Below are 22609 nucleotides of genomic sequence, written 5' to 3'. Positions count from 1 at the left end.
ACCGTTTCCATCACTCAGCCTGTTGTTTTTTCCGACGGCGCAGAATCACAGCCACCACTATGAGGACCGCCACGACAAATATACCGACAATCACACCGTTGATCCGGCTTGTAGTCTTCTCTGTGTTGTTCAGTTCCTCTTTCTGCATCACCATGCCGTCGTTGTCGCTTCCTGCCACAGCTTCAGCGCGGACAGACCCGATGGCCTGACTGTATTTCGCAGCGGTCTCTTTCGATACTTTCGAAGCGATGAAGTCGCGTAGCTTTGCGTTGTCGCAGACGAAACCGGAGCAAGAGGGGGAGTATTCATTGACAATCTCCGTGTGTAGACTCGCAAGAGCCTCGACCTGTTCGGGTGATGCGTCCCACATCCCTTTGCGGACAGTCTCCAGCATGACGGCCGTCATTTCCTCTATGGCGGCGGGATTGGTGGAAGTGAAGTAGTCCTTGATTCCGAGGCCATGTCTGTCGGTAACATATGTATCATAGATGTCATTCCAAAGCTCATCGTCGATTGCCGCGGGTTTCATGACGTTCCATCCGTAGGTGTTGCGGATTATGTCGGCAAATCCCGAGGCATCGCCCGCACCGCCTTTCATCTTTTCCTTGATATAGGCCGGGTTGAGGATTGTGGTACGGCTTTCGACACCGATGGCTTCCTTTACTTCCTGCATGCGAGCGTTGTTGCGGTTACGGTAGTCGCTCAGGTAGGCTTCAGGGTCTTTGCCGGTCACGTTTCTGACGGCAAGATTCATTCCGCCCATGAATTCATACACATGGTCGAGGCTGAGCGCTCCCCAAGTGTTGCTCTGGCGGGGCTGCACCACTACGTCGGTGCGCGTGAGGGCTGCTTCAAACGCATAGTCGTGCATCTTTTCCCAGTCTTCCTCACTGCCATAGGCCGCACCCATATTGTTTATGTAGGTTTCGGCTATTTCAGACTCGTTTTCCCAGCGGTCGCCGGCCTCTACCATTCCCTGAATACCGCTTCCGTAGTTGCCGTTGACACCGCCGAATACGCGAGCCGTCGACAGCTCACGGGCCTCTTTGGGTGTCACGCCTTTCTCAACAAGATGACGTTCCGATTCAACCACTCCTTCAGCCACATAGTTGGGATATTCCTTATCGGTGGCTTCGGCTGCCATCCTGACGGCACGGCTGATGAGGAAGAGGCGCGAGGCTGCGAGGTCGCGCAGCTGACCGCTCGTCTGGACCACGACGTCGATGCGCGGACGGCCAAGTTCGGCCGAGGGTATGAGGCGAAGGTCGGTGACACGTCCGAACGGGTCGCGGACAGGTTCGACTCCGAGCATATAGAGCACCTGAGCGATTGTTGTTCCCTCTGTTTCGATGAATTCGCTGCTCCAAAGTGTGTAGCTGACCTTGCGTGGAACGGAGTCACCGTGCATTTTACGATACATTGAAATCGTGTTGTCGGCAAGGCTTTTGCCTTTTTCCCAAGCAACGGCCGACGGGGTTTCCTCGGCATTGACTGCAAACATGTTGCGGCCGGTCGGAAGTATGTCGGGGTTAAGCACCGGGTCGCCACCCGATGTCGGGGCTATGTAGCCGCCTGCAAGAGCGTTGACTACGGATGAAAGCTCTGCTTCGGGACTTTCGGTCAGCGCCGCACGGTAGTTCCCGACATTTTTGACCGCACGCTCCACTTCGGTGACGGCATTGGCGAAATCAAGTTCTCGCTTTGTGTATTCGGAGCGCTTCATTCCGTGTGGCTTTCCATGTGAGCCGGATTGAGTGGCGACACCTCCGGGGTGGCCTTGTCCGTTGCCACCGTCGGCAATCCGGCCTGTCTGTTGCTTGCGCTTCATGGCAGCTTCCATTTTTTTGACAGCTTCCTCGTCTGCACCCATTTTCTTGGCCATTTCAATGGCTTTTTCAGGCGACATGCCCGATCGGGCCATCATCCGTTTCATGCCTGATGTCGACTTCCGGTCTGAAAGCTTCAGGTTCTGTTCGGCCGGAGGTGTCATCATCGCTCCCATGACCATCATGCGCGAGAGCATGTCTTTAGAGCCGCTGACAGCGGCTGTTATTGCCCGGGCGCTGTCGAGTTCAGCCTGTGTTATGCCGGCAATCCGACACAGGTATTGGTCTGTAATCTCCTGACCACCTGAAGCGAGAAGCCGGCTGACGAGAGCACGTGCCTTGGCCTGATATGTACGTGTGAATTGCGAACGGTTCTTTTCATAGTCGATAGCGGTGCGTCCGCGTTCCTTGTCGAGCCCATAGAGACTGTAGGCAACGGGGTCGACAGTCATGGCATGTACCGTCGAACTGATATGCTCATCCGAATATGGGACTCCCATTACATAGAGCGCCCCGGTGATTTTCTCATTGGCAAGTTCCTCGGCAAAATTTTCGATGCGTACAATATCGTCGGCGCTGTAAGGCTGCGAAAGAGTGCTGTCCATGCGAAGTTCGCGATGGATACCAAGCTCTACGGTGTATTTTTTGACAAGAAGCGAGGCTCTGTGTAAGGCATTCACGTCGGGACGGTCAGCGCCTGAGAGACGGTTGTAGTCATTGATTGCATCTGAAAGATTCTTATAGATGCCACGCACCTCGCTTTCCATGAATGGCGGTGTGAGATAGTTGATGATACCTGCGTATGAACGGCGTTTCGCCATCATCGCCTCACCGACATTGCTTGTCGAGTAGACATAGAAGTGGGGGATTGTCCCGACGAGTCTGTCGGGCCAGTCATCACTGCTGAGCGCCACCTGCTTGCGAGGTGTGAATTCGAGACTGCCGTGCGCACCGAAGTGGATGAGTGCGTCGGCATTGAATCCGTAGCGGGCCCAGAGATAAGAGGCCACGTAGTTGTGTGGCGGGGCAGCTTCCGTCCCATGTACAATCTTGAACTCGTCGTCGCCAAGTCCGGCAGCGGTCTGCGGTATGAGAACTGCGTTGCCGAACCGAAGGCGTGCGAGCGCGAGCTTCCCATCGTCAGTTTTCAGGCCGTGACCCGGGAAACTGCCGTCGACAGCGTCGATTTCATCACGCATTTTTTTCGAAAAGGCAGCTTTACACCAGTTGTCATAGTTTTCCTCGGATATGATTTCAGGAGAATGGGTCTTTACGAAAGAGTCTTTAGCCCCGAGAGCATACCGGTTGAACACTTTTCCTTGGTCGTTGATGAGTTTTTCAAGTTCCGCAGGGGTCGGTGGTAGGTTTTCAATCTTATAGCCCTCTTTTTTCAGGCGTGTGAGCAGATTGAATAGCGACGGGCCGACTTCCATTCCTTCCGCGACCAGTGAGTTCTGACCCGGACCTTTGAAATAGAAGATGGCAATTTTTTTGTCACGGTTGTCGGACTTCCGGAGCGAGATGTAGTTGCCGACTGTCTCGACGAATTCTTCAAGTCTGTCGGGGATAGCTGCCACGTAGGGGAGACCGTCTTTTCCATCGTAGTGAGCGAAAAGAGTGAATGGACGCACTGCACCGTCGATTTCAGGTGTCACTACGCTTTGTGAAAGGAAACCACCGTTCATACCCATCTTGTCGGCCATCCATTCGTCATAGTCACGGTTGACGTTGAGAGGTGAGAACAGCGGGATGTTATTGGCCTTCAGATAATTCACCACCATGTCGCCCATGCGTCCGTGAGCCATGTTTATCATGGCTGCCGGGGTAATGGAGTCGGCATGACCGTTTTTGATGAAAAGCTGGATTGTATTGACTGGATAGACGGTGTTGCCTGCACGTTCGAGGGCTGTAATCAGACTGTCAGGCACACCCATCTGTCCGGTGAGTATGATTGCTGGGGCGTTTTCATTGAAACGGCCTTTGGATTTCAGGTATGATTCATATTCGCTGACCGACGGGAAGTTGAGGTCTTCTTCATCGGAGGGATAATAAAGGAGCGATGACACTGATGTCTGCGGATCGGCAGGCTCATCGGTGAAGAGTTTTTTACCGTCGATATACTTGCGTACATAGCGGAGCAAGTTGCGGTAATTGTTCTTTCCGCCGTTGAGATATTGCTTTAGGAATGCCTGATCGACCGAATCGACCGATACAATGAGGTTCTGCGGATTTGTGGCGGCGGTCGTGAGCACCGGCGTGTCATTGTCGGCGGCTGATGCAAGCGACCGGCGCTGTTCGTCGGTGATTCTGAGACCCATGCCGTTGACAAAAATCATGTCGTAGTCCGACGCTTTGTCAAGTTCTTCGACAGGAAGTTCTTTGATTCGGACAAAAGAGTTGTCGTTTGCCTTTGAAATCTGTCCGAGATTTATAGCCTGATAGTTGACAAAAGCGATGCGTGTGGGTGAGGCGAAAATATTCCAAAGCAACAGGCCTGCGGCTACGATGAGCACACAGACCGATATGATAGTGATTACTTTACGTTTATTTTTCATTGCATGTTTAACGATAATGTTTTGATGTAAGCTCTTGGTCTGCCTATTTCCTGAAGAACCCGTCAATGTCGACCGACATTCCTATCGAGAAGGTAGTGCCGTTGGTGGTCGGCGAGTTGTTGTAGTAGTATTCGGGTACATAGTTGAGCAGATTGTCCACGGCCATTGTCAGGTCGAATCCTTCCCGGAAACTGTGGCGCATGTTCAGTTTCCATATCATGTAGGAAGGATAGGTGACGCGCTGTGTTTCCTCGTAGGATGAGACAGAAGTATATTCATCGACCTTTACTTTCGAGAGGAAACGTCCGTTGAGAGCGGCCATCAGTTCATAGTTTTTCCAACGTTTTGTGTAGTCGAGGCGTAGTGTGGCGGTGTGAGGGCGCGTCGAAGAGGTGTAGGGCTGTCCTTTTTTCACTTTTTCATATGTGAACATATATGAAAGTCGTGTCCCGAAGCCACAATCTGTTCGCCATGACATATTTGCGTCCACGCCCGATATTGTGACATCATCTATGTTGGTGTAGACCTGTCCTTTGAGAGCCTGACTCCAGCCGGTGGTGATGCGGTCGCTGACACGATTGCAGAATGTCCCGATGTTGAAATTGAACAATCTGCGGGTATATTCTGCGGATAGCTGGAAATTATGGCTTGTCTCGGGTTTCAGATCCGGATTACCGTAAATCATGAAGATACCGGCCATATCGAAGTCCATATACATTTCTTTGAGTGTAGGTGCGCGGAAACCGCCTGAATATGAACCTCGGAGTGCTACGCGTGGCAGCTTGTACATCATGCTCAGGCGCGATGACGCATGGCTCATTTTCGCTTCCGAAAAATAGTCGTAGCGCATTCCGGCGATAATGTTGAAGTTACGGACAAAATTCATGTCGAACTGAGCGAAACCGTCGGCTGTAATCTGGCGCTTGTTTCCATTGTCGGTAAACTGGTAGGTCTGGAGATAGTCGCGCATCACATCTCCGCCGAGAGTCAGGATGTGGCGTTTGGCGAACGTGTGATTGTACAGGGCGCGAGCGCCGTGCTGCACATTGCTGTATTTTCTGACATCCTTCGACGTGATGGTGATATAATCGCTTTTGTCATACTGGTCGAAGTTATAGGAGACTTCGAGGTTATCCTCATCGGAGAAGGTATAGAGTCCGCGCAGACCGCCTGAAAAGTCGCGGTATCTGTCTCTCGACGCGGCTTGGGCATTGCGCTGGCGGAAATAATATCCGGCACGTCCGATCAGTTTCATCTTGTCTGTGACGTTGACTGTCAAACGCTCTTTGACGTTCCAGTTGTGACCTCCATAGAAGCGGTTGTAGTCACCCTCGTTTTTCATGTCGTATGAATCGACGGAGGTGTACTGCATGGTGGTTGCACTGCTGATGCGTCCGGTCTTGAAGCTTACAACACCGCCGTAGCGCTGTTCGTTGTGTGCGCCATAGCGGGCATTGACATTCACTCTCCACGGATTGGTCTCCTCGCGGCTGATGATGTTGACCACCCCTCCGACGGCATTAGAGCCGTAGAGTGACGATGCTCCACCCTTGACAATTTCAATCCTGCCGACGTTGTTGAGATTTAGCCGGTTATAGTCGACATTGTCAAGGGTCTCTCCGGCAAGACGTTCGCCGTCGACGAGAAACAACACCGAGTTGCCTCCGAATCCTTGCATATTGAGCGAGACCTGCTGGTTCATCGAGTAGGAAAACTCGATTCCGGGAAGCTCAAGCTGCAGGAGATCGCTGATGTTTGTGGCATCGGTCTTGCGGATGTCGGTCTCCGAAATGATTCGGGTGAGGATAGGGGAGTCCTTGAGCAGTTTCGGTGTTCTCGTTCCGGTGACCACAACTGTATTCAGCTCGACTTCCCATGATTTTTCGATGGAGTCAATCTGTGCTTTTGTCAGAGACGATGACTGGGCGAAGATGAGCGAGGGAGAGAGGAGAACAAGGCTCAGAAATGTTCGTCTCATATTCTTACAGTTTCAGGGGATACATGTATTCGATGGTCATATAGCCCTTTACCCCGAGTGCGTCCATGTAGTTTGCCAGTCGCACTCCGGCGAGAGTGCCGTCGGAAAGCCTGATGACATATACTTTGTTTGACGGTGTATAGATAGGTGGCATAGAACTCTTGTCGACGTTGAGCCATTTGGATAGCTCGGGGTTATAGAACGACCCGGCATAACTGAGATAGCCGTTCATCATTGTCGACATATCGGTTACGATTGTTGTCTCGGTCCAGATGTCGCTGATATAATCGCTTCCGGCCGGAGTGACTACGTTGGCGAGCGAATAGAAGCTTGTAGCACCGGTCTCCATGACTTCGCCACCGTTTGTCTTTGCATCGTAGCGATGGATTGCTATGTCCCATGAACCGGGAGCGGGAGCGTTGACATCGAGAGCTGTCGTAGTCATGGATTTAAAGTCGATATATGTCCAGACGGTGTAGTTTGTTGCGTCGATATATATCGAGCCGGGCGAAGTGGTAGTAGCCTCGGTTACGAAGCCATATTCTGAAACCGCATCAGCCGCAGGCTCATCGTAGATGTTGCCGAGTATTCCGTTACAAGCGGAGAGCAGCATTGCTGCCACTCCCGCTGTAAGATATGTGGAAAAGTTAGTTGCCATGTGTGTCTGATTTATCATGCTTAAGGTTAATCAGACCTGCGGGGCAGAACCGGGTTTAAAGGTCACGGTCAGGCCTCCCATCACGGCAGGAACTGAAAAGGTGAAAGTCGGATTCTCCTTGTCGGCATCGATTTCTCCGGTGAATGTGCAGGCATACTCGCTGACATTCCCTCCCATGCCCATCAGAGTCTTGCCCGAGCCTTCGAGTCTGAACAGATTGCCGTCGGTGGTGACAGTCGCTTCATCAATGGTGAATTCACCCCAAGTTTCAGACGTAAGGCTTATCTTGTAGGTATTGTTGCCGTTAGATGTGATTTCAATTTTCTGATTGTCGGCATACATGTCCTTAAAATACGCGCAATCAGCCTTGGTGTAGCCTGAGTATGTTCCGGGCACTACTGTCTCTGCCGGAATTTCACCTTGCATGAAGGTTATGTTGAGACCTCCCATTACTGCGGAACATGTGAAGGTAAAGTCAGCTGTTCCGTTGATGATTTTGCCGTTGAGATTGCAAACATAATCCTTGCTTCCGCTTCCCTGCATGCCCATCACGGATGTGCCTGAGCCGGTGATTACATATTCATTGCCTGATTTGACTACAGTTGCATCCGGGATTGAGATTGTGCCCCATGAATCGGATGCGTAGTCGACATTCACTTTGTTTATTTCTGTCGAAGTGATGGAAAGTTTCTGTTCGGATGCCACCTGATTGCTGAAATAGGCGCATGATGCCACGGTGTAACCATCATATTGTCCTGCCACTTCTCTGGCAAGGTCTTTTTCGCTGTCGTCGCTGTCGCTGCACGATGTAAAGGCAAAGGAGGTGAGGAGTAGGAAGAGGAAACCTGATTTTTTCATTGTGAAGATTGGTTTATTATGTAATTGATTATTTTTCCATTGTAAATTTTTCACGATGCAAAATTAGATTTAACATTCCGGGCGGTCAATACTCAGAAATTGGGTTAATTTACCCCGGGTTTTACTTAAAAAATGGCAATTCGTCTGTGAAATGGTCTTTTTTTCATCATTTTTAGGTATAGCGTAGATTGGTTGGTTGCTGTACCTTTGCATGGGTGATTATGCCCGGGAAATTATAATGGAAAAGCAGCAGGAATATGAGTCTCATCATCGGATGAGGGAGATAATAATGGACAATAACTTATTGCTTATGGCGATAAGCAGGTTTGACATAGCATTCGGTTTCGGAGACAGTCCTATTAAAGAGGCTTGCGAGAAACACGGTGTCGATACCGGCACGTTTCTTGCGGTTTCAAATCTTCTGAGCGGTAAGAACTATCGCGGACATACAATACATCTCCCGACCTTGATGGGCTATCTGAAACATGCCCACAGTTCGTTTATCGATTTCATACTTCCCGGCATCCGCAGGAAGCTGATTGAGGCTATAAACTATTCGGATACGAATGATGTCGCTTTCCAGCTGATGAAGTTCTATGACGATTATGTCGTTGAGGTGCGCCGACACATGGAGTATGAGAATGAATATATATTCACCTATGTAGAGAAACTCCTTGGAGGAACAATTGATGAGGCTTTCAGTATATCGCAGTTTTCTGTAAACCATAGCCACATGACATCAAAACTCAACGAACTGAAAGATATATTCATTTATTCATATAACCAGCGCGATAATGACTTGTTGAGTAGCGTGTTGTTCGACATTATAGGATGTGAGCGAGACCTGATGGCTCATTTCGATGTGGAAACCAATCTGTTTGTCCCGGCGGTCGAGAGTCTTGAGAAACGTCTGCGCTCACAGCTTGCGGTCATGCACTCGCCCGATGGATGCAAGACGGAGGAGAGCGATCCGCAACTTGAATCGCTCAGTGACCGCGAGAAGGATATAATAAGATTTGTTGCCCTCGGGATGGCAAACAAGGAGATTGCCGACCGGCTGTGTCTGTCGATACATACCGTCACCACCCACCGTCGCAATCTCAGTGCGAAACTCGGCATCCATTCTCCGGCGGGTCTTACGATTTTTGCCATACTTCATCATCTCGTAGACCTTAAGGATGTCAATCCACACCAGTGAAGGAACAGACAACAATTATTTCGGCAGCTTCAAGAACGCCTTGAAGCTGCCGAAATAATTGTTGTCGATTAATCTTTAGAGTTTCAGGGGGCTGACTCTTGTGATTAAGCCTTATCTCATATTTTGAGTCTGAGATTTACGATCGATTTTGCCGGAAGTGTGAGCTGAAGGTTGTTTTTTGAAATTTTTGCCTTGTTGTAGGGGCGGAGTGTGACTTTTTCAGCCGAGTCAAAGTCATTGTAGTCGTCGATGCTGTCGGCCGTGAGAATTTCTCCGGCAATCACGGAGGCTTTCACGCCATCAAGAGGTATGGAGATTTCCGCCGGTGAGTCAAGGTCGATGTTGGTGAGGGTGATATTCATTTCCCCATCTTTCTTAGAAGCTGTCGCGCTTATTGTCGGGACTGTGCGGCCGTCGCGTACTGTGCGTGTCGATGTCTTGATGTCGAGAGGGACAAAAGTGGCATTCTGATGTGGGATATACATTTTGAATACGTAGTAGGTCGGGGTGAGCACCATGCGGTTGTCTCGTGTAAGAATCATCGACTGCAATACGTTGGCAATCTGGGCGATATTGGCCATTTTGACACGGTCGGTGTGGCGGTGGAACACATTGAGGCTCAGTGCGGCCACCATGGCGTCGCGCATGGTGTTCTGCTGATAGAGATGTCCGCGCACAGTGCCGGGCTCTTCGTCCCACCATGTGCCCCATTCATCGACGATGAGCGCCACACGTCTGTCAGGGTCATATGTGTTCATGATAGAGTCATGGTTGTTGATGACATCCTCGATTTCAAGACATTTTCCAAGAGTCCAGTAATAGTCATCGTTGTCAAACTTGGTTGCCGCACCCTTGCTTCCGTTCCATCCCTTGACGGTGTAGTAGTGGAGCGAGAGGCCGTCCATGTGTCTGCGAGCGTTTTTCATCAGCACGTCGGTCCAGTTGTAGTCGTAGTCGCTTGCACCTGATGCAATTTTGTAAAGCCGGTTGCCATTGAAGTTTCGGCAATATGTCTGATAGCGCCGATATTCGTTGGCATAGGCTTCGGGGGTGAAGCTGCCGCCGCATCCCCAGCTTTCGTTTCCGACACCGAGATATTTCAGTTTCCACGGCTTTTCGCGGCCGTTCTTTTTGCGTTGGTCGGCCATCGGACCGTTTTCGGCGGTGATATATTCCACCCATTTCGCGAGCTCCTCGACCGTCCCGCTTCCGACATTTCCGCTGAGATAGGGTTCGCAGCCGATGAGTTCACAGAGGTTGAAGAATTCGTGAGTGCCGAAACTGTTGTCCTCCACCGTGCCTCCCCAGTTGGTATTCACCATGACGGGACGGTTTTCCTTAGGACCGATGCCGTCGGTCCAGTGATATTCATCGGCAAAACAGCCTCCGGGCCAGCGCATCACGGGGACTTTGAGTTCTTTGAGGGCATTGAGCACATCGTTGCGATAGCCCGATGTGTTGGGTATAGGCGAATTTTCACCGACCCATAGTCCGCCGTAGATACAAGTGCCAAGGTGTTCGGCGAACTGACCGTAGATTTCAGCGGGTATCGTGATGCTGTCGGCCACATTGCCGAACAGGGGGGTGACTGTCGCCTTTTCGGCAGCAAGCAGTGGCATGCCGGAAAGAAGACCGGCTGCGAAAGCGAGATTTTTAACGGATGATAGTTTCATGATTGTCAGTCGGGTATGACAGGTGAGATTGTGAATGAATAATTATATGATTTGTCTTTAAGGATATAGTCTTTGTGAGGGCCGCTTCCCCAGCTGTTGTCACCTCCGAGTCCGCGTTGGGCAAAATCCACGTTGAGATACACATGGTGTCGGCTGTGGCGCACGTCGCTGTTGTGCATCTGTGATTTTTTCATTCCGGGGTCGAGGTCGGCCGGAGTTACGTCGAGGGCGCTTACATTCAATGGCTGATGTCCACTGACCTTTATGCCGAAACCGGAGTCGTCGGTCAGGGTCGCCCAGCGGACATCGGTCTTGTTGCCTGTCTCCTGCGGGCGGATGTAGGGATAGAACTGATCGGCGACCTTGCCTTCCCATATTCCCATGAAAGAAGCAGTGTTGCGGTCGGAATAATTTTCCCAAGGTCCGCGGCCATACCAACGGAAGTTGTCTTTTGATCGGTTGAGGGGAAGACGGAGTCCAAGTCGCATTAGTTCGGGCATTTCGTCGCCGTTGGCATTCAAGGTGCTTTCGACTCCGAGCCGTCCGTCGGGATGGATTGTGTAGCTTAGGGTATATGTCGCATTGACTTCGGGGAGGAGATAAGAGGCTTTGACTATGTGGAGCGCTCCGTCCGTATCATGGGTGAGTGAGGTCAGTTTCCGGTTGTGGTCTGCATAGCGCCATGCGTTGAGGCGGCGGTGGGCATTGTTGCCCCAGTCATTGTCGGTCGGCGCACGCCAGAATGACGGTGTAATCGAGCCGTTGAGCATGTTATGGCCATTGACCGTGTAGGCATATACTTCTCCGTTACGGCTGTTGACCTTGATTGTGACATTGCCTTGGCAATTGAAGCTCCAAGTGTTTCTATCTTTGCTGAATGAAGCCGGGGCGGAGTCGGCAGCTTTCGTTAAGGCAAGAGTCCCGTTGGCGATGGTGAATTGCTCGCGGGCTACTTCATGGGCGGCAGGGATGATTTCGTCGCCATTTCGGGTATAGGCGTAGACTGAAAGATGGTAATCGTTGCCGTCGTTCATGTCGACAGACGGTAGCGGCGCTTTGACTGTCTTTTTCTGTCCGGCAGGAAGATTCAGGTCAAACAGACCGTCGGCTATTTTTTCACCGTTGCGCAGCAGTTCCCAGTGGAAATCGTAGTCGCTGAGATTGTTGGCTATAAAATGGTTCTGAACTTCAAATTCGCCGCGTTGCGGGTCGATGGCCGCGAAGCGGATGTCCTGATACACTTTCTTGACCTCCATCAGTCCGGGATGTGGAGTGCGGTCGGGCTGGACGAGTCCGTTGATGCAGAAATTTTCATCATGCGGATAGTCATATGCGCCGAAGTCACCTCCATAGGCCCAGTATTCATCACCGTTTTCATCTTTAGTGAGCAGTCCCTGATCGACCCAGTCCCAGATGAAACCTCCCTGCATGTGGTCGGAACTGCGGATTATGTCGAAATATTCCTGAAAGTTTCCGGAGCTGTTGCCCATCGCGTGGGCATATTCACACATTATGTAAGGACGGGTCACGTCGGTGCGTGAGGCATAGTCCTTCATGCTTTTGATTGACGGATACATCGGGCATATAATATCGGTGTTCTGCGCTTCACCTGCCTGCTCGAACTGCACTGGACGACTTGTGTCACGCGATTTGATCCAGTCGTATGCTGCATAGAAATTTTCACCGTTGCCACATTCGTTGCCCATCGACCATACGATTACGCAAGGGTGGTTCTTGTCTCGTTCGACCATTGTGCGCTGGCGGTCGAGAATGGCATCTTTCCATTGTGGCAGATATGCCGGATGGACTGATTTGTCGAATCCGCCCTGATGTTCCGCGCCCATAGCGTGTACTTCGATGTTTGCTTCGTCGACCACATAGAGACCGTATTCATCACAGAGGTCATACCACAGCGGAGACTGCGGATAGTGGCTCAGGCGCACGGCGTTTACATTGTGACGCTTCATAGTGCGGATGTCGCTGAGCATGGTCTCGCGGTCCACCACATGGCCGTTGGTCTGGTGATGTTCGTGAAGGTTGACTCCGTGGACCTCGACAGGACTGCCGTTGACGAGCAGGCGGCTGTCCTTGATTTCCACCTTACGGAATCCGATGCGTGAGGAAGTCGATTCGATAACGTTTCCCTTGCTGTCGGTGAGCGAGATGACGAGTGTGTAGAGATTAGGCTTTTCGGCACTCCATTTTCTGACATTCCGTAACTTATGGGTCATGTCGACGGCTTGGGATGCGTTGCCGTTCAGTCTGACCTGTTTTGAAAGGCTTGCCACCTGACGGTCTGTTGCATCATAGATGCGTATGTCGAGACGGGTGTCTTTTGGTTTGACTGATTGATTTTGCAGGACGGTGTTAAGTTTCAACACTCCGTCGCGATAATTCCTGTCGAGTCCGGCATCGGCAAAGAAGTCAAGGATGCGTTCGTCGGCAGTGGAGTAGAGATATACGTCGCGGTCGATGCCCGACAGTCGCCAGAAGTCCTGATCTTCGAGATATGAACCGTCGGTCCATCTGTATACTTCGCAGGCAATCGTGTTGTCGCCGTTGCTGACAAGATTCGTGATATCGAATTCGGCTTGATTTTTAGTGCTCTGGACATAACCGGCTTTCTTACCGTTGACCCATACGTACATTCCGGCAGTGCTGCCGTCGAAGTGAAGAATGACACGCCGGCCTTCCCAAGAGGACGGAAGGCGGAATGTATGCCTGTAGCTGCCGACGGGGTTGTCGCGGTGGTCAATGTAGGGAGGGTTCTTAGGGAAAGGATAGGTGATGTTGGTGTAGATCGGAGTGCCGTAGCCAAGCATTTCCCAATTTGAGGGGACAGAAATCTCGTCCCAGCCTGAGTCATCAAATCCCGGAGTATGGAAACCTGCGGGACGGCTGTCGGGTGTTGCCGAAAAACAGAATTTCCATTTCCCGTTGAGCGGCATGACGTAGGGCGATTCATAACCGTTGCCGGCCAAGGCTTCGGCAGGAGTGGGGTATGGGTAAGAAGTTGCTCTTGGTTCGAGACGGCCTTCGGCAAACACCGAAGGATTTTCCCAGTCGGGTGTGACTGCACTCAGGCTGCTTGCGAGCGTGGTCGAGAGCACTGAAAAAATAACAGGTCTTAGAATAGTAATCATGGTTTATTATCAGGGGTTGCGACTGCTTGTGAATATCCACAAAATTAGTAAAAAAGGCCGTTAAAAACCACCATAGGGATGACAAATGAGACTTATATGTATGAAAAAGATTGATAGATATATCGGCTTAACCGACAGTTAACCCGGATTTAATATTTTGTTAACATCTCATTCCTACCTTCGCATTGAAAATAAACAGATAGATATTATTTCTAATAGGTATTTCATTTAACAGACATTTATCAGATGGATATAGTGTTTCTCGGAATTGTAATATTCCTGTTTCTGCTCGCTGTTTTCGACCTTTCGGTCGGTGTGAGCAACGATGCGGTCAATTTCCTTAATTCAGCGATAGGTTCGCGGGCCGCGACTTTTAAAGTAGTCATCACCGTGGCTGCCGTGGGGGTCTTTGTCGGTGCTTCAATGAGCAACGGCATGATGGATATAGCACGCCACGGTATTTTCAGACCTGAGCATTTTACGTTTTATGATGTGATATGTATATTCATGGCTGTTATGGTCACGGATATAATCCTGCTTGATATTTTCAACACTCTCGGCATGCCGACTTCGACCACAGTGTCGATGGTGTTTGAGCTTCTTGGTGCGGCCTTTGCCATATCGCTGTTGAAAATGGCCGGAGATTCCGGCGACCTGAGCTTGGGAGACCTTCTGAATACTGAAAAGGCTATTTCGGTGATTCTCGGTATATTCCTGTCTGTTGCAGTGGCCTTTATTTTCGGTATGGTAGTCCAATGGCTGTCACGTGCGATATTCACCTTCAACTACCGTAGCCGTCTGAAATGGAAAATCGGTATTTTCGGAGGAATCGCATCTACTGCAATCATCTATTTCCTTCTCATAAAAGGTATCAAGGATCTTGCGTTCATGACTCCGGAACTTAAGTCATGGATCAACGATAACACGATGCTTATTATAGGAGGATGTTTCGTGTTTTTCACGGTGGTGATGCAGATTCTTCACATGCTTAAGATCAATGTTTTCAAGGTCGTGGTTCTTATGGGTACGTTCTCTCTGGCAATGGCTTTTGCCGGCAATGACCTTGTCAACTTTATCGGTGTACCCTTGTCGGGTTTGTCGGCCTATAACGACTATATTGCCAACGGGACAGGCGACCCGGGTTCGTTCATGATGAATTCGCTCAACGGTTCGGCCAATACTCCGGTCTATTTTCTGCTTGGCGCTGGAGTGGTGATGGTCGTTTCGCTTGCAACATCCAAGAAAGCGCGTAAGGTGGTGGAAACTTCGGTCAATCTTACCCGGCAGGACGCTGGCGACGAGATGTTCGGCTCATCAAGACTGTCGCGCAATCTTGTCCGCTGGACCATCGGGTTCGTGTCGTGGATCAAAGAGTATATTCCACAGGGAGTGCGGCAATGGATAGGCCGACGGTTCAACACGTCGGAAGCGATTATGGAAAACGGTGCGGCGTTTGACCTCGTGCGCGGATCGGTGAACCTTGTGCTTGCAGGAGCTCTCATCGCAGTCGGCACATCGCTCAAGCTCCCGCTGTCAACCACATATGTCTCATTTATGGTGGCTATGGGCACGTCGCTTGCCGACCGTGCGTGGGGTCGCGAAAGTGCTGTCTTCAGAATCACAGGTGTCATTTCGGTAATCGGCGGCTGGTTTATCACTGCGGGTGTCGCGTTTATTGCGGCCGGAATCATCGTGACGCTTATGCACTTCGGTGGCACACCGGTCATGGTCATCGTGGCCATAGCTGCCCTCGTATTGCTCGTGAGAAGCAATATTGTGGCGAAGCGCAAGAAGGAGGATTCAGCCGACGACGTATTGTTTCAGACAATGCTCAAGACCGACGATTCGTCCTATGTCTGGGGATTGCTTAAAGAGTATCTTGCCCGTCAGCAGAGTGAATTCCTGCATTTCGCCAAAGATTCCTATGACAAGGTGACATCGGGATTTACCGGTGATGAGGCAAAGACTCTCAATAGGCTTGAGAAGTCATTGACGAAAGAAAAAGATGTGTTGAAGAGCGCACGCCGTAAAGAGACTCTGTGTCTTCGCAAAGCGTCGCCCGATGTGGCCATAGAAAAGAGTGCATGGTTTCATCTGTCTAACAACTGCTGTATGGCCATCCTCTATAACTTGCGTCGAATCAACGAGATGTGTCTTGAGCATGTCAATAATAACTTTCCCCTGCTTCCGGCAAAGTTCGTGGCCGACCTGACACCTCTGAGGGAACGTGTCGATGCTATATTCGACGAATCTGTGGTGTTGATTGAACAACCCGATGTGAACCGCACCATCGCTCTGCGAAAGGAATGTGACCGTGTGAAGGACCATATATCGGAACTGTCGCGCAGTACGTATGACCATTTCCGTGAAGGCGACACACGGAGTCTGACCGTAATGTATGTCTACGTCAATCTTCTGAATGAGACGCAGGAACTTGTCTCTAACATGCGAAAGCTGCTCAGGGCTTCCATGAAACTCAATCTTCCGCCAAGAACACGATAGGTCACTCTGACCGTCTACACCGTCCGCTGCCTCTATAACCCGGCAGCGGACGGTGTGCGTTTATTTCGATAGAGTGAAGTCAAATTCAAGTCCACCGCTGTGGCGGTTGCGGACGCTGATGTGGCCGTCATGGAAAATGACTGCGTTTTTGACAATCGCAAGTCCGAGACCTGTGCCACCGGCCGAGCGTGAACGTCCTTTGTCAATTCTGTAGAACCGTTCGAACAGATGGGGCAGATGTTTGCTTTCAACTCCCGAACCATTGTCGGTAAAGGAGAATGAGTAGTCAGTCGTTGTGTCGGAGGTCATACTCAGTCTGACCTGATTGCATCCGCTGTAGGCTATTGCATTGTCAAGCAGATTTGAGAAGATTGATTTAAGTATGTCAGGGTTTCCATTGATGACCATATTGTCAGGAATGTCGACGTTGAAATCAATGGCCGGAGCTTTGTGGCGTGCGTCGTCGAAACATTCGAGGATTATTGCCGAGAGATTGACGGACGATTTTTCGATGTGGTTGAAGCCGTCCTCCATCCGGGTGATGGTTGCGACATCAGTCAGCAGACTTCTGAGTCTGCTGCAATTGTCGAGTGCCCGACTGATGAATTCTTTGCGTTTCGACAGCTCCATGTCGGGGTGTGAGTCAATGGTTTCAAGACATACTTGTATGGAGGCTATCGGGGTTTTGAGTTCGTGGTTTATGTTGTTAGTAAGCTGTTTTTTGATGCGTATTTTTTCTTTCTCTTCTTTCAAAACCAGAAGATGCTGGCGGTCGCACTCGGCGTTTGCTTCCTGAAGCTTGGCATAGAGCATGACAATGTGGCTTGAAATCTCGCCGAGTTCGTCGTCGGGGAATGACTCGTCGGCATAGATGCGTTCGCCGCGTTCGGCTTTTTTTGCAAAATTATTCAGGCGTGTGATGTTTGTGCCGAGTTTTCTTGTTGCAAAATATGCTACGACGATGAGAATCAGTGTGACCACACACATGAAATAGATGAATCCCTTGTCGGCTTTGAGAAGTTCCGAGATGGAGATTGATGTGTAGGGGATGGCTGAGCGCACGATAGTGTGCCCGTCATACATGGCCGAGTAGAAATATGTCCTGTCGGTCGATTCCGAATGCCGCCGGAGGGTGTAGCCGCTTCCGGTCTTCAGAGCCTTGGAGATTTCACTGCGTGTCAGGTGGCTGGTATGTGGCAGGGTGGTGACGGTGTTGTCAAATGATACATTGCCATCAGGACTGATGACTGATACGCGCAGACTGTCAAACGGAAGTTTCGTCCCGGCAAGAAATTCTTCGGGCGTGATGCCATCCTTTATCGCTTCAGCCATTTTGGCGTTGAACAGCTGTAGCGATGAATTGAGCTGAATGACTTTAAATGATTTTTCCCTTTCGTACTGGAATGTGAGGAAGCATGCCAGAAGCGCCCATGCGAAGAGAACGAGCAGCAGGAAAAGTTTCTGGCTGTAACGGAGTGTTCTATTCGCTGAAACCATATCCGTAGCCTGAGCGGGTTATTATATGATGGCCGTATTCGCCCAGACGTTTGCGCAGTCGTGTGATATGGACGTCCACAGTCCTGTCAACTACTACAGCTTCGTTGCGCCACACGGTGTTGAGGATTTCTTCGCGCGAGAAGACCCTGTTGCGGTTGGAGATGAACAACTGGAGTATTTCAAGCTCCTTTTTCGGAATCTTGATTTCATTTCCGTCGATTTCGAGACGTTTGGAGTTAATGTCGATGGCGATGCCTTGAAATTTCAGTATTTCGTGGTTCGGGGTGCGGGTTTTCGCACGACGCAACACGGTTTCTATCCGTGCAAGGACGTTGCGGATTGAATAAGGCTTCGTGATGTAGTCATCGCCGCCGAGTTTCAGTCCGGCTATCATATCGTCGTCATTATCCTTTGCCGTAAGAAAGATTATAGGGACATCGGCAGTCTTAGGATTGGCTCTCATCATCTGTGCCATCCTGAAACCGCTGATTTCACCCATCATTACGTCGAGTAGAATAAGGGAATAGTTTTCAAGATTCAGTTTCAGCGCTTCTTCGGCACTGTGGGCCACGTCGACATCATAGCCTTCGATTTCAAGATTGAATCTGAGTGCCTCGCAAAGTGTGTCCTCGTCATCGACCACTAATAGTTTATATCGGCTCATGTGATTGTCTGTGATGTTGATAATTGTTATATATATTTAACAATGTGCAGAGCGCAAGAATGGTTCAATCGGGGTAGATGGCTATTTTTATCACACCGTCAAGCTTGTTTTCGAAAATCCGGTAGGCCGATTCAATCCTGCTGAGGGGATAGCGGTGGGTTATCATCGCCGTTGTGTCGATATGGCCTTCGGCAATCAGGCGTAGGATTTCTTCGCAGTCACAGCCGTCGACACCTCCTGTCTTGAAAGTGAGGTTTTTCCCATACATTTCGGGAAGTGGCAGCACCTGCGGACGGTCGTAGAGCGCGACGACGGTGACTATGGCGTTGGGGCGTGCGCATTCCCATGCCATGCGGAATGTCTCGTCAGTCCCGGCTACTTCAATCACCCTGTCTGCGCCTCCGTGCAGGCTGAGCGTTCTCACTGTCTTCAGGCATTCGGCGGGTGTGGAGACTGTGACCTGCGGGTAGTGTTGTCTGACGAAATCGCGTCGTGTCTCGTCGATTTCACATACGATAATGTTGGCAGGATGGTGGAGAAGCACACACTGGAGGGTGCAAAGGCCTGTCGGACCGGCTCCGATTATGAGCACGGTGTCATCGGCCGATATTTCCGAAATCTTTGCAGCCCAGTAGCCTGTGGCGAGAATGTCGCCGACAAACAGAGCCTGTTCGTCGGTCACATTGTCAGGAATCCTGTTGAGTCCGCAGTCGGCATGAGGTACGCGAACATGTGATGTCTGGCCGCCGTCAATCCTGCATCCGAGAGCCCAGCCGCCGTCAGGGTCGGTGCAGTTGTTGACAAAACCGTTTTTACAGAAAAAACATTCACCGCAGTAGGTCTCGACATTGACCGTCACTCTGTCGCCGGATTTGACGGATGTTACTTCACTGCCGGTGGCCTCGACAATGCCGACCATTTCATGTCCGACAGTTATGCCTTTGACCGCACGCGGAACGCTGCCGTGTCTGATATGCAGGTCTGACGAACAGATGCTCGAAAGGGTGACGCGGACTATCGCGTCTTTCGGTGAGGCTATCTGTGGCTTCGGTTTGTAGGTCAGTTCGAAGCGGCCTTGGCTTGTGTAGGTATAGGCTTTCATTGGTGTATTTACGGATTTATTGTGTCGTGCTTACAAAGGTAAGCATTATCCGTGACAAGTGTAGCCCTACAGGTTGTTGTATTTACGATGGCTTTACACTATTCCTGATATTTTTACCTTTATTCGGCCGGATGATAATTTATTGAAAAATAAGCTGTAAATTCGCAATATGGAAAGGAATATAATCAATCTCGATTCAATCGATGCTTATAATAAACTCTATGGTCTGACAACGCGTCATCCGCTTGTCACTGTCATTGATTTGAAAAATGCGGATAAGTATATAAATCATGTGCGTCTTAATTATGGAGTGTATGCCTTGTTTCTGAAAAACAATGTGGCCTGTTCCATAAAGTATGGCCGTAAGCAATATGACTATCAGGAAGGGACAATCGTAAGTTTTTCTCCGGGTCAGGTTATAGATGTCGATATGGATGTTGAAGAGGTTACTCCTGATGTGGTCGGCCTGATGTTTCATCCCGATTTGATTTACGGGACACCTCTTGCCGAAAAGATTTCATCGTTCAGTTTCTTTGATTTCTCAGAGATGGAGTCGCTTCATCTTTCGGAGGAGGAAAAAGAAATCTTTCTTGATTGCCTGCACAAGATTGACCGCGAGTTGCAACACTCTGTCGACCATCATTCTGCGGCATTACTCTCGGCAAACATACAGTTGCTGCTCGAATATCTCCACCGTTTCTATGACCGCCAGTTCATCACCCGCCATAAGGTCAACTCCGATGTTGTCGCTCAGTTCGAGCAGGCGCTGAAATCATATTACGACGGTGACACGAAGCGCCTCGGCACTCCGACTGTGGGCTATTTTGCGGATCTTGCGAATCTGACACCGGGATATTTCGGAGAACTCGTCAAAAAAGAAACCGGTCTCACTGCAAAGGAGATAATCACCCGCCATGTCATTTCCGTGGCAAAACATCGGCTGTCGGTCAGCAGCGACGATGTCAGTATCGTGGCCTATGACCTCGGATTTGAGTATCCGGCTCATTTCACCCGCCTTTTCAAGCGAGTGGTCGGACAGAGCCCGAGTGAATACCGCCGACTGATTGAACAGAATTGAGTTTAGAGGCTGTTTATAATGGAATCAGTACAAAATTTTTGCCAACCCAGCTTATAAGCATTGAATCGTTGAGAGCGGCAATACGATAAAGTGGATATGGCACATTGAAATATCGGTCGATTACTTTGCCGTTCCAGTCTATCTTGTAGATTGTTGGGGCGGTTTTGTCGGCATCGGAATATCCATACCCCCAATGCAACGCATAGATGTAATCGGAGGTATATGTTAAATCCACGGTGTGCAGACTATTCATAGCCTCGAAGTCGGCTTCTTCAAGAGTTTTCGGGTCGAAGGTGTCTTCTCCAATTTTTACCGATTTGATTGTCTTGCCGTCGGTGTCGAATATATCTATAACAGGGTGTAGTTTATAGGCAAAAGCGAGCCTTTTGTTTTTGTCAGAATAGACCATTTCTCCGGCGTTAGGCATCCATGCCTGTAATTCAGGTGATATGTTGATTTGTCTGATTGTATCGATTTTTGATGTAGTAAGGTCGGCGGTCATGGCATATTGACGGCCTCCCTTCGGTTCACGACCGATAAAGACGTATTTGTCAGGATTGGTCATATATACATCCTGAACGTATAGTGAAAGAGGAAACGGCACTGTGCTGTTTCCGTCCATCAGATACTGCCGTGTCCTGACGAATGATGTATCGTTCTCTACGGCATAAATCTCGCAATCGTCCTGACTTATAACGCGGATTGCGCCATTGTCGGAGATAAAAGGATAAGGCATATAGGAAGCATAGTAACCGTCTTCACGTTTGCCCATATCCGGGCTTATCTTGATTGTGTTGTTGGCGCTGTCGATAATTGCACGACGGAGAAGCCGTTGGCCATATCCGTCCTCACATTCAAAGACAAAAAGCAGTGTATCACCTGACATTTTCATGTCTGTTATGTGTCTTATAGCCGGTAAAGGTTCTCCGATTATGTCAAGTTTTTCCGCTACGGTAGTTGACTGTGCGCTGGCATATACTGACATGAACAGGGTGAGACCTATTATCTGTAATATCTTCATTTGATTTCAAGGGGTTTATATGGAATTGACATTTGGGAAGCATCAGCATTATTCATCACTTTACCATCTTTACCGACAATACGAATTCTGCTGCTATCACCGCCCCTTTCTGAAATCATAAAACCTATCGGCGATTTGAAATATCGGACAAGTGTCTTTTCAACATCTGCTGCCGTGCATCGTTTGTCGTTGCCGTCACGGTATGTATATTCCATTATAGGGGCGTTTGTACGCTCAAATCCTACAGCCTCCCATACAAACTGTTGTTCAGCATCTTCGACTTTTAGAATCAGACCCGGCAGACCTCCGAACTTGTAAGGGCCGAAAGGTAAAGGAATTTCAGGCGTAAACCATGCCGTATAGATGCGTCCGGCAAATTCAACAGTTGCCTTACGACAATCATAGCCCATAATTGAATCGGTGTTTTCATCGCTGAAATTCCATTCCATCGACGGAACAGAATCTGAATAAACAAAAAAACTGGACAATGACAGCCGGTATTTCAAATCGGCTTTCTCTCCACGAATGGGTCTGATGATTTCCAAAGGCCACGGATTGCCCGACACATTGGAATACGATTCCGCACCACGTCTGACCTGTTCGGTTGCCAACGAATCGAAGTGGTTGATTATGTCGCTGTAATCTTTGACACTGCGTTTCCCTATCTGCACTATTCGAGTGTCGTTGTAGGCATCTCTTTGGTCGGGGTGGAATTTATATTTAAGCAAATATGTAACCTTGTATCGGGCTGTATCAACAGTGATAGCTTTATCGATAATCCGAGAGCAGGATTCCTGTGCCGTGCCAGTAATCCACAGTAATCCAAAAATTAGGGAGAATAGATATTTCATAATTG

Annotated in this window: 14 protein-coding genes; 3 read left to right on the top strand and 11 right to left on the bottom strand. The window is 49.7% G+C overall.

The features are described from left to right. Positions 1 to 10 precede the first annotated feature (10 nt). The 4 genes from QZ311_RS03370 to QZ311_RS03355 are packed head-to-tail and all read right to left on the bottom strand — an operon-like array spanning position 11 to position 7875. A complete protein-coding gene (locus QZ311_RS03370) occupies positions 11 to 4381 on the bottom strand; it encodes a cobaltochelatase subunit CobN (RefSeq protein WP_297063864.1) in 4371 nt (1456 codons plus the stop codon). Between the two features lie 43 nt (positions 4382 to 4424). Beyond that, positions 4425 to 6359, bottom strand: a complete 1935-nt coding sequence (locus tag QZ311_RS03365; protein ID WP_297063862.1) for a TonB-dependent receptor — start codon at positions 6357 to 6359, stop codon at positions 4425 to 4427. Between the two features lie 4 nt (positions 6360 to 6363). Then, the gene (locus QZ311_RS03360; protein WP_297063860.1) at positions 6364 to 7017 is read right to left on the bottom strand and encodes an HmuY family protein; all 654 of its coding nucleotides are present in this window, start codon (positions 7015 to 7017) and stop codon (positions 6364 to 6366) included. A gap of 30 nt (positions 7018 to 7047) precedes the next feature. Beyond that, the gene (locus QZ311_RS03355; RefSeq protein ID WP_297063858.1) at positions 7048 to 7875 is read right to left on the bottom strand and encodes a calycin-like domain-containing protein; all 828 of its coding nucleotides are present in this window, start codon (positions 7873 to 7875) and stop codon (positions 7048 to 7050) included. 289 nt (positions 7876 to 8164) lie between these two features. On the opposite strand from QZ311_RS03355, the gene QZ311_RS03350 reads away from it, so the two are divergent. Further along, complete coding sequence (locus QZ311_RS03350; protein WP_297063856.1) at positions 8165 to 9073, top strand: LuxR C-terminal-related transcriptional regulator; 909 nt, start codon at positions 8165 to 8167, stop codon at positions 9071 to 9073. 116 nt (positions 9074 to 9189) lie between these two features. Here QZ311_RS03350 and QZ311_RS03345 read toward each other — a convergent pair whose 3' ends face one another. Together QZ311_RS03345 and QZ311_RS03340 are read right to left on the bottom strand one after the other, a co-directional pair. After that, positions 9190 to 10746, bottom strand: coding sequence for an alpha-L-arabinofuranosidase C-terminal domain-containing protein (locus tag QZ311_RS03345; protein WP_297063854.1), 1557 nt, complete (start codon positions 10744 to 10746; stop codon positions 9190 to 9192). 5 nt (positions 10747 to 10751) lie between these two features. Continuing rightward, positions 10752 to 13889 (bottom strand): glycoside hydrolase family 2 TIM barrel-domain containing protein, encoded by a 3138-nt coding sequence (locus tag QZ311_RS03340; protein ID WP_297063852.1) that lies wholly within the window; start codon positions 13887 to 13889, stop codon positions 10752 to 10754. 246 nt (positions 13890 to 14135) lie between these two features. Here QZ311_RS03340 and QZ311_RS03335 point away from each other — a divergent pair, with 246 nt between their 5' ends. Further along, positions 14136 to 16391, top strand: a complete 2256-nt coding sequence (locus QZ311_RS03335; protein ID WP_297063850.1) for an inorganic phosphate transporter — start codon at positions 14136 to 14138, stop codon at positions 16389 to 16391. A gap of 60 nt (positions 16392 to 16451) precedes the next feature. On the opposite strand, the gene QZ311_RS03330 is transcribed toward QZ311_RS03335, so the two are convergent. From QZ311_RS03330 to QZ311_RS03320, 3 genes are all read right to left on the bottom strand, one after another. Beyond that, a complete protein-coding gene (locus QZ311_RS03330; RefSeq protein WP_297063848.1) occupies positions 16452 to 17888 on the bottom strand; it encodes a HAMP domain-containing sensor histidine kinase in 1437 nt (478 codons plus the stop codon). Beyond that, a complete protein-coding gene (locus QZ311_RS03325; RefSeq protein WP_297063846.1) occupies positions 17872 to 18552 on the bottom strand; it encodes a response regulator transcription factor in 681 nt (226 codons plus the stop codon). Before QZ311_RS03325 ends, QZ311_RS03330 begins: the two co-directional genes overlap by 17 nt. A gap of 64 nt (positions 18553 to 18616) precedes the next feature. Continuing rightward, entirely contained in the window at positions 18617 to 19654 is a 1038-nt protein-coding gene (locus QZ311_RS03320; protein WP_297063844.1) for an alcohol dehydrogenase, read from the bottom strand. Between the two features lie 169 nt (positions 19655 to 19823). On the opposite strand from QZ311_RS03320, the gene QZ311_RS03315 reads away from it, so the two are divergent. After that, the gene (locus QZ311_RS03315; protein WP_297063842.1) at positions 19824 to 20732 is read left to right on the top strand and encodes an AraC family transcriptional regulator; all 909 of its coding nucleotides are present in this window, start codon (positions 19824 to 19826) and stop codon (positions 20730 to 20732) included. Between the two features lie 13 nt (positions 20733 to 20745). Here QZ311_RS03315 and QZ311_RS03310 read toward each other — a convergent pair whose 3' ends face one another. Beyond that, positions 20746 to 21753: a hypothetical protein gene (locus QZ311_RS03310; protein ID WP_297063840.1), complete on the bottom strand. Its 1008-nt coding sequence runs from the start codon at positions 21751 to 21753 to the stop codon at positions 20746 to 20748. Further along, positions 21750 to 22604 (bottom strand): GLPGLI family protein, encoded by an 855-nt coding sequence (locus QZ311_RS03305; protein WP_297063838.1) that lies wholly within the window; start codon positions 22602 to 22604, stop codon positions 21750 to 21752. Before QZ311_RS03305 ends, QZ311_RS03310 begins: the two co-directional genes overlap by 4 nt. Positions 22605 to 22609: the final 5 nt, after the last annotated feature.

This window comes from uncultured Duncaniella sp. (genome assembly GCF_910578445.1).
Taxonomy (GTDB): domain Bacteria; phylum Bacteroidota; class Bacteroidia; order Bacteroidales; family Muribaculaceae; genus Duncaniella.
This window is presented reverse-complemented; position numbering and strand designations above follow the sequence as displayed.

What these genes read in the sequence shown, in the direction of transcription:
- QZ311_RS03370 (WP_297063864.1), bottom strand. Translation starts at nt 4,381, where the DNA reads ATGAAAAATAAACGTAAAGTAATCACTATCATATCGGTCTGTGTGCTC.
- QZ311_RS03365 (WP_297063862.1), bottom strand. Translation starts at nt 6,359, where the DNA reads ATGAGACGAACATTTCTGAGCCTTGTTCTCCTCTCTCCCTCGCTCATC.
- QZ311_RS03360 (WP_297063860.1), bottom strand. Translation starts at nt 7,017, where the DNA reads ATGGCAACTAACTTTTCCACATATCTTACAGCGGGAGTGGCAGCAATG.
- QZ311_RS03355 (WP_297063858.1), bottom strand. Translation starts at nt 7,875, where the DNA reads ATGAAAAAATCAGGTTTCCTCTTCCTACTCCTCACCTCCTTTGCCTTT.
- QZ311_RS03350 (WP_297063856.1), top strand. Translation starts at nt 8,165, where the DNA reads ATGGACAATAACTTATTGCTTATGGCGATAAGCAGGTTTGACATAGCA.
- QZ311_RS03345 (WP_297063854.1), bottom strand. Translation starts at nt 10,746, where the DNA reads ATGAAACTATCATCCGTTAAAAATCTCGCTTTCGCAGCCGGTCTTCTT.
- QZ311_RS03340 (WP_297063852.1), bottom strand. Translation starts at nt 13,889, where the DNA reads ATGATTACTATTCTAAGACCTGTTATTTTTTCAGTGCTCTCGACCACG.
- QZ311_RS03335 (WP_297063850.1), top strand. Translation starts at nt 14,136, where the DNA reads ATGGATATAGTGTTTCTCGGAATTGTAATATTCCTGTTTCTGCTCGCT.
- QZ311_RS03330 (WP_297063848.1), bottom strand. Translation starts at nt 17,888, where the DNA reads ATGGTTTCAGCGAATAGAACACTCCGTTACAGCCAGAAACTTTTCCTG.
- QZ311_RS03325 (WP_297063846.1), bottom strand. Translation starts at nt 18,552, where the DNA reads ATGAGCCGATATAAACTATTAGTGGTCGATGACGAGGACACACTTTGC.
- QZ311_RS03320 (WP_297063844.1), bottom strand. Translation starts at nt 19,654, where the DNA reads ATGAAAGCCTATACCTACACAAGCCAAGGCCGCTTCGAACTGACCTAC.
- QZ311_RS03315 (WP_297063842.1), top strand. Translation starts at nt 19,824, where the DNA reads ATGGAAAGGAATATAATCAATCTCGATTCAATCGATGCTTATAATAAA.
- QZ311_RS03310 (WP_297063840.1), bottom strand. Translation starts at nt 21,753, where the DNA reads ATGAAGATATTACAGATAATAGGTCTCACCCTGTTCATGTCAGTATAT.
- QZ311_RS03305 (WP_297063838.1), bottom strand. Translation starts at nt 22,604, where the DNA reads ATGAAATATCTATTCTCCCTAATTTTTGGATTACTGTGGATTACTGGC.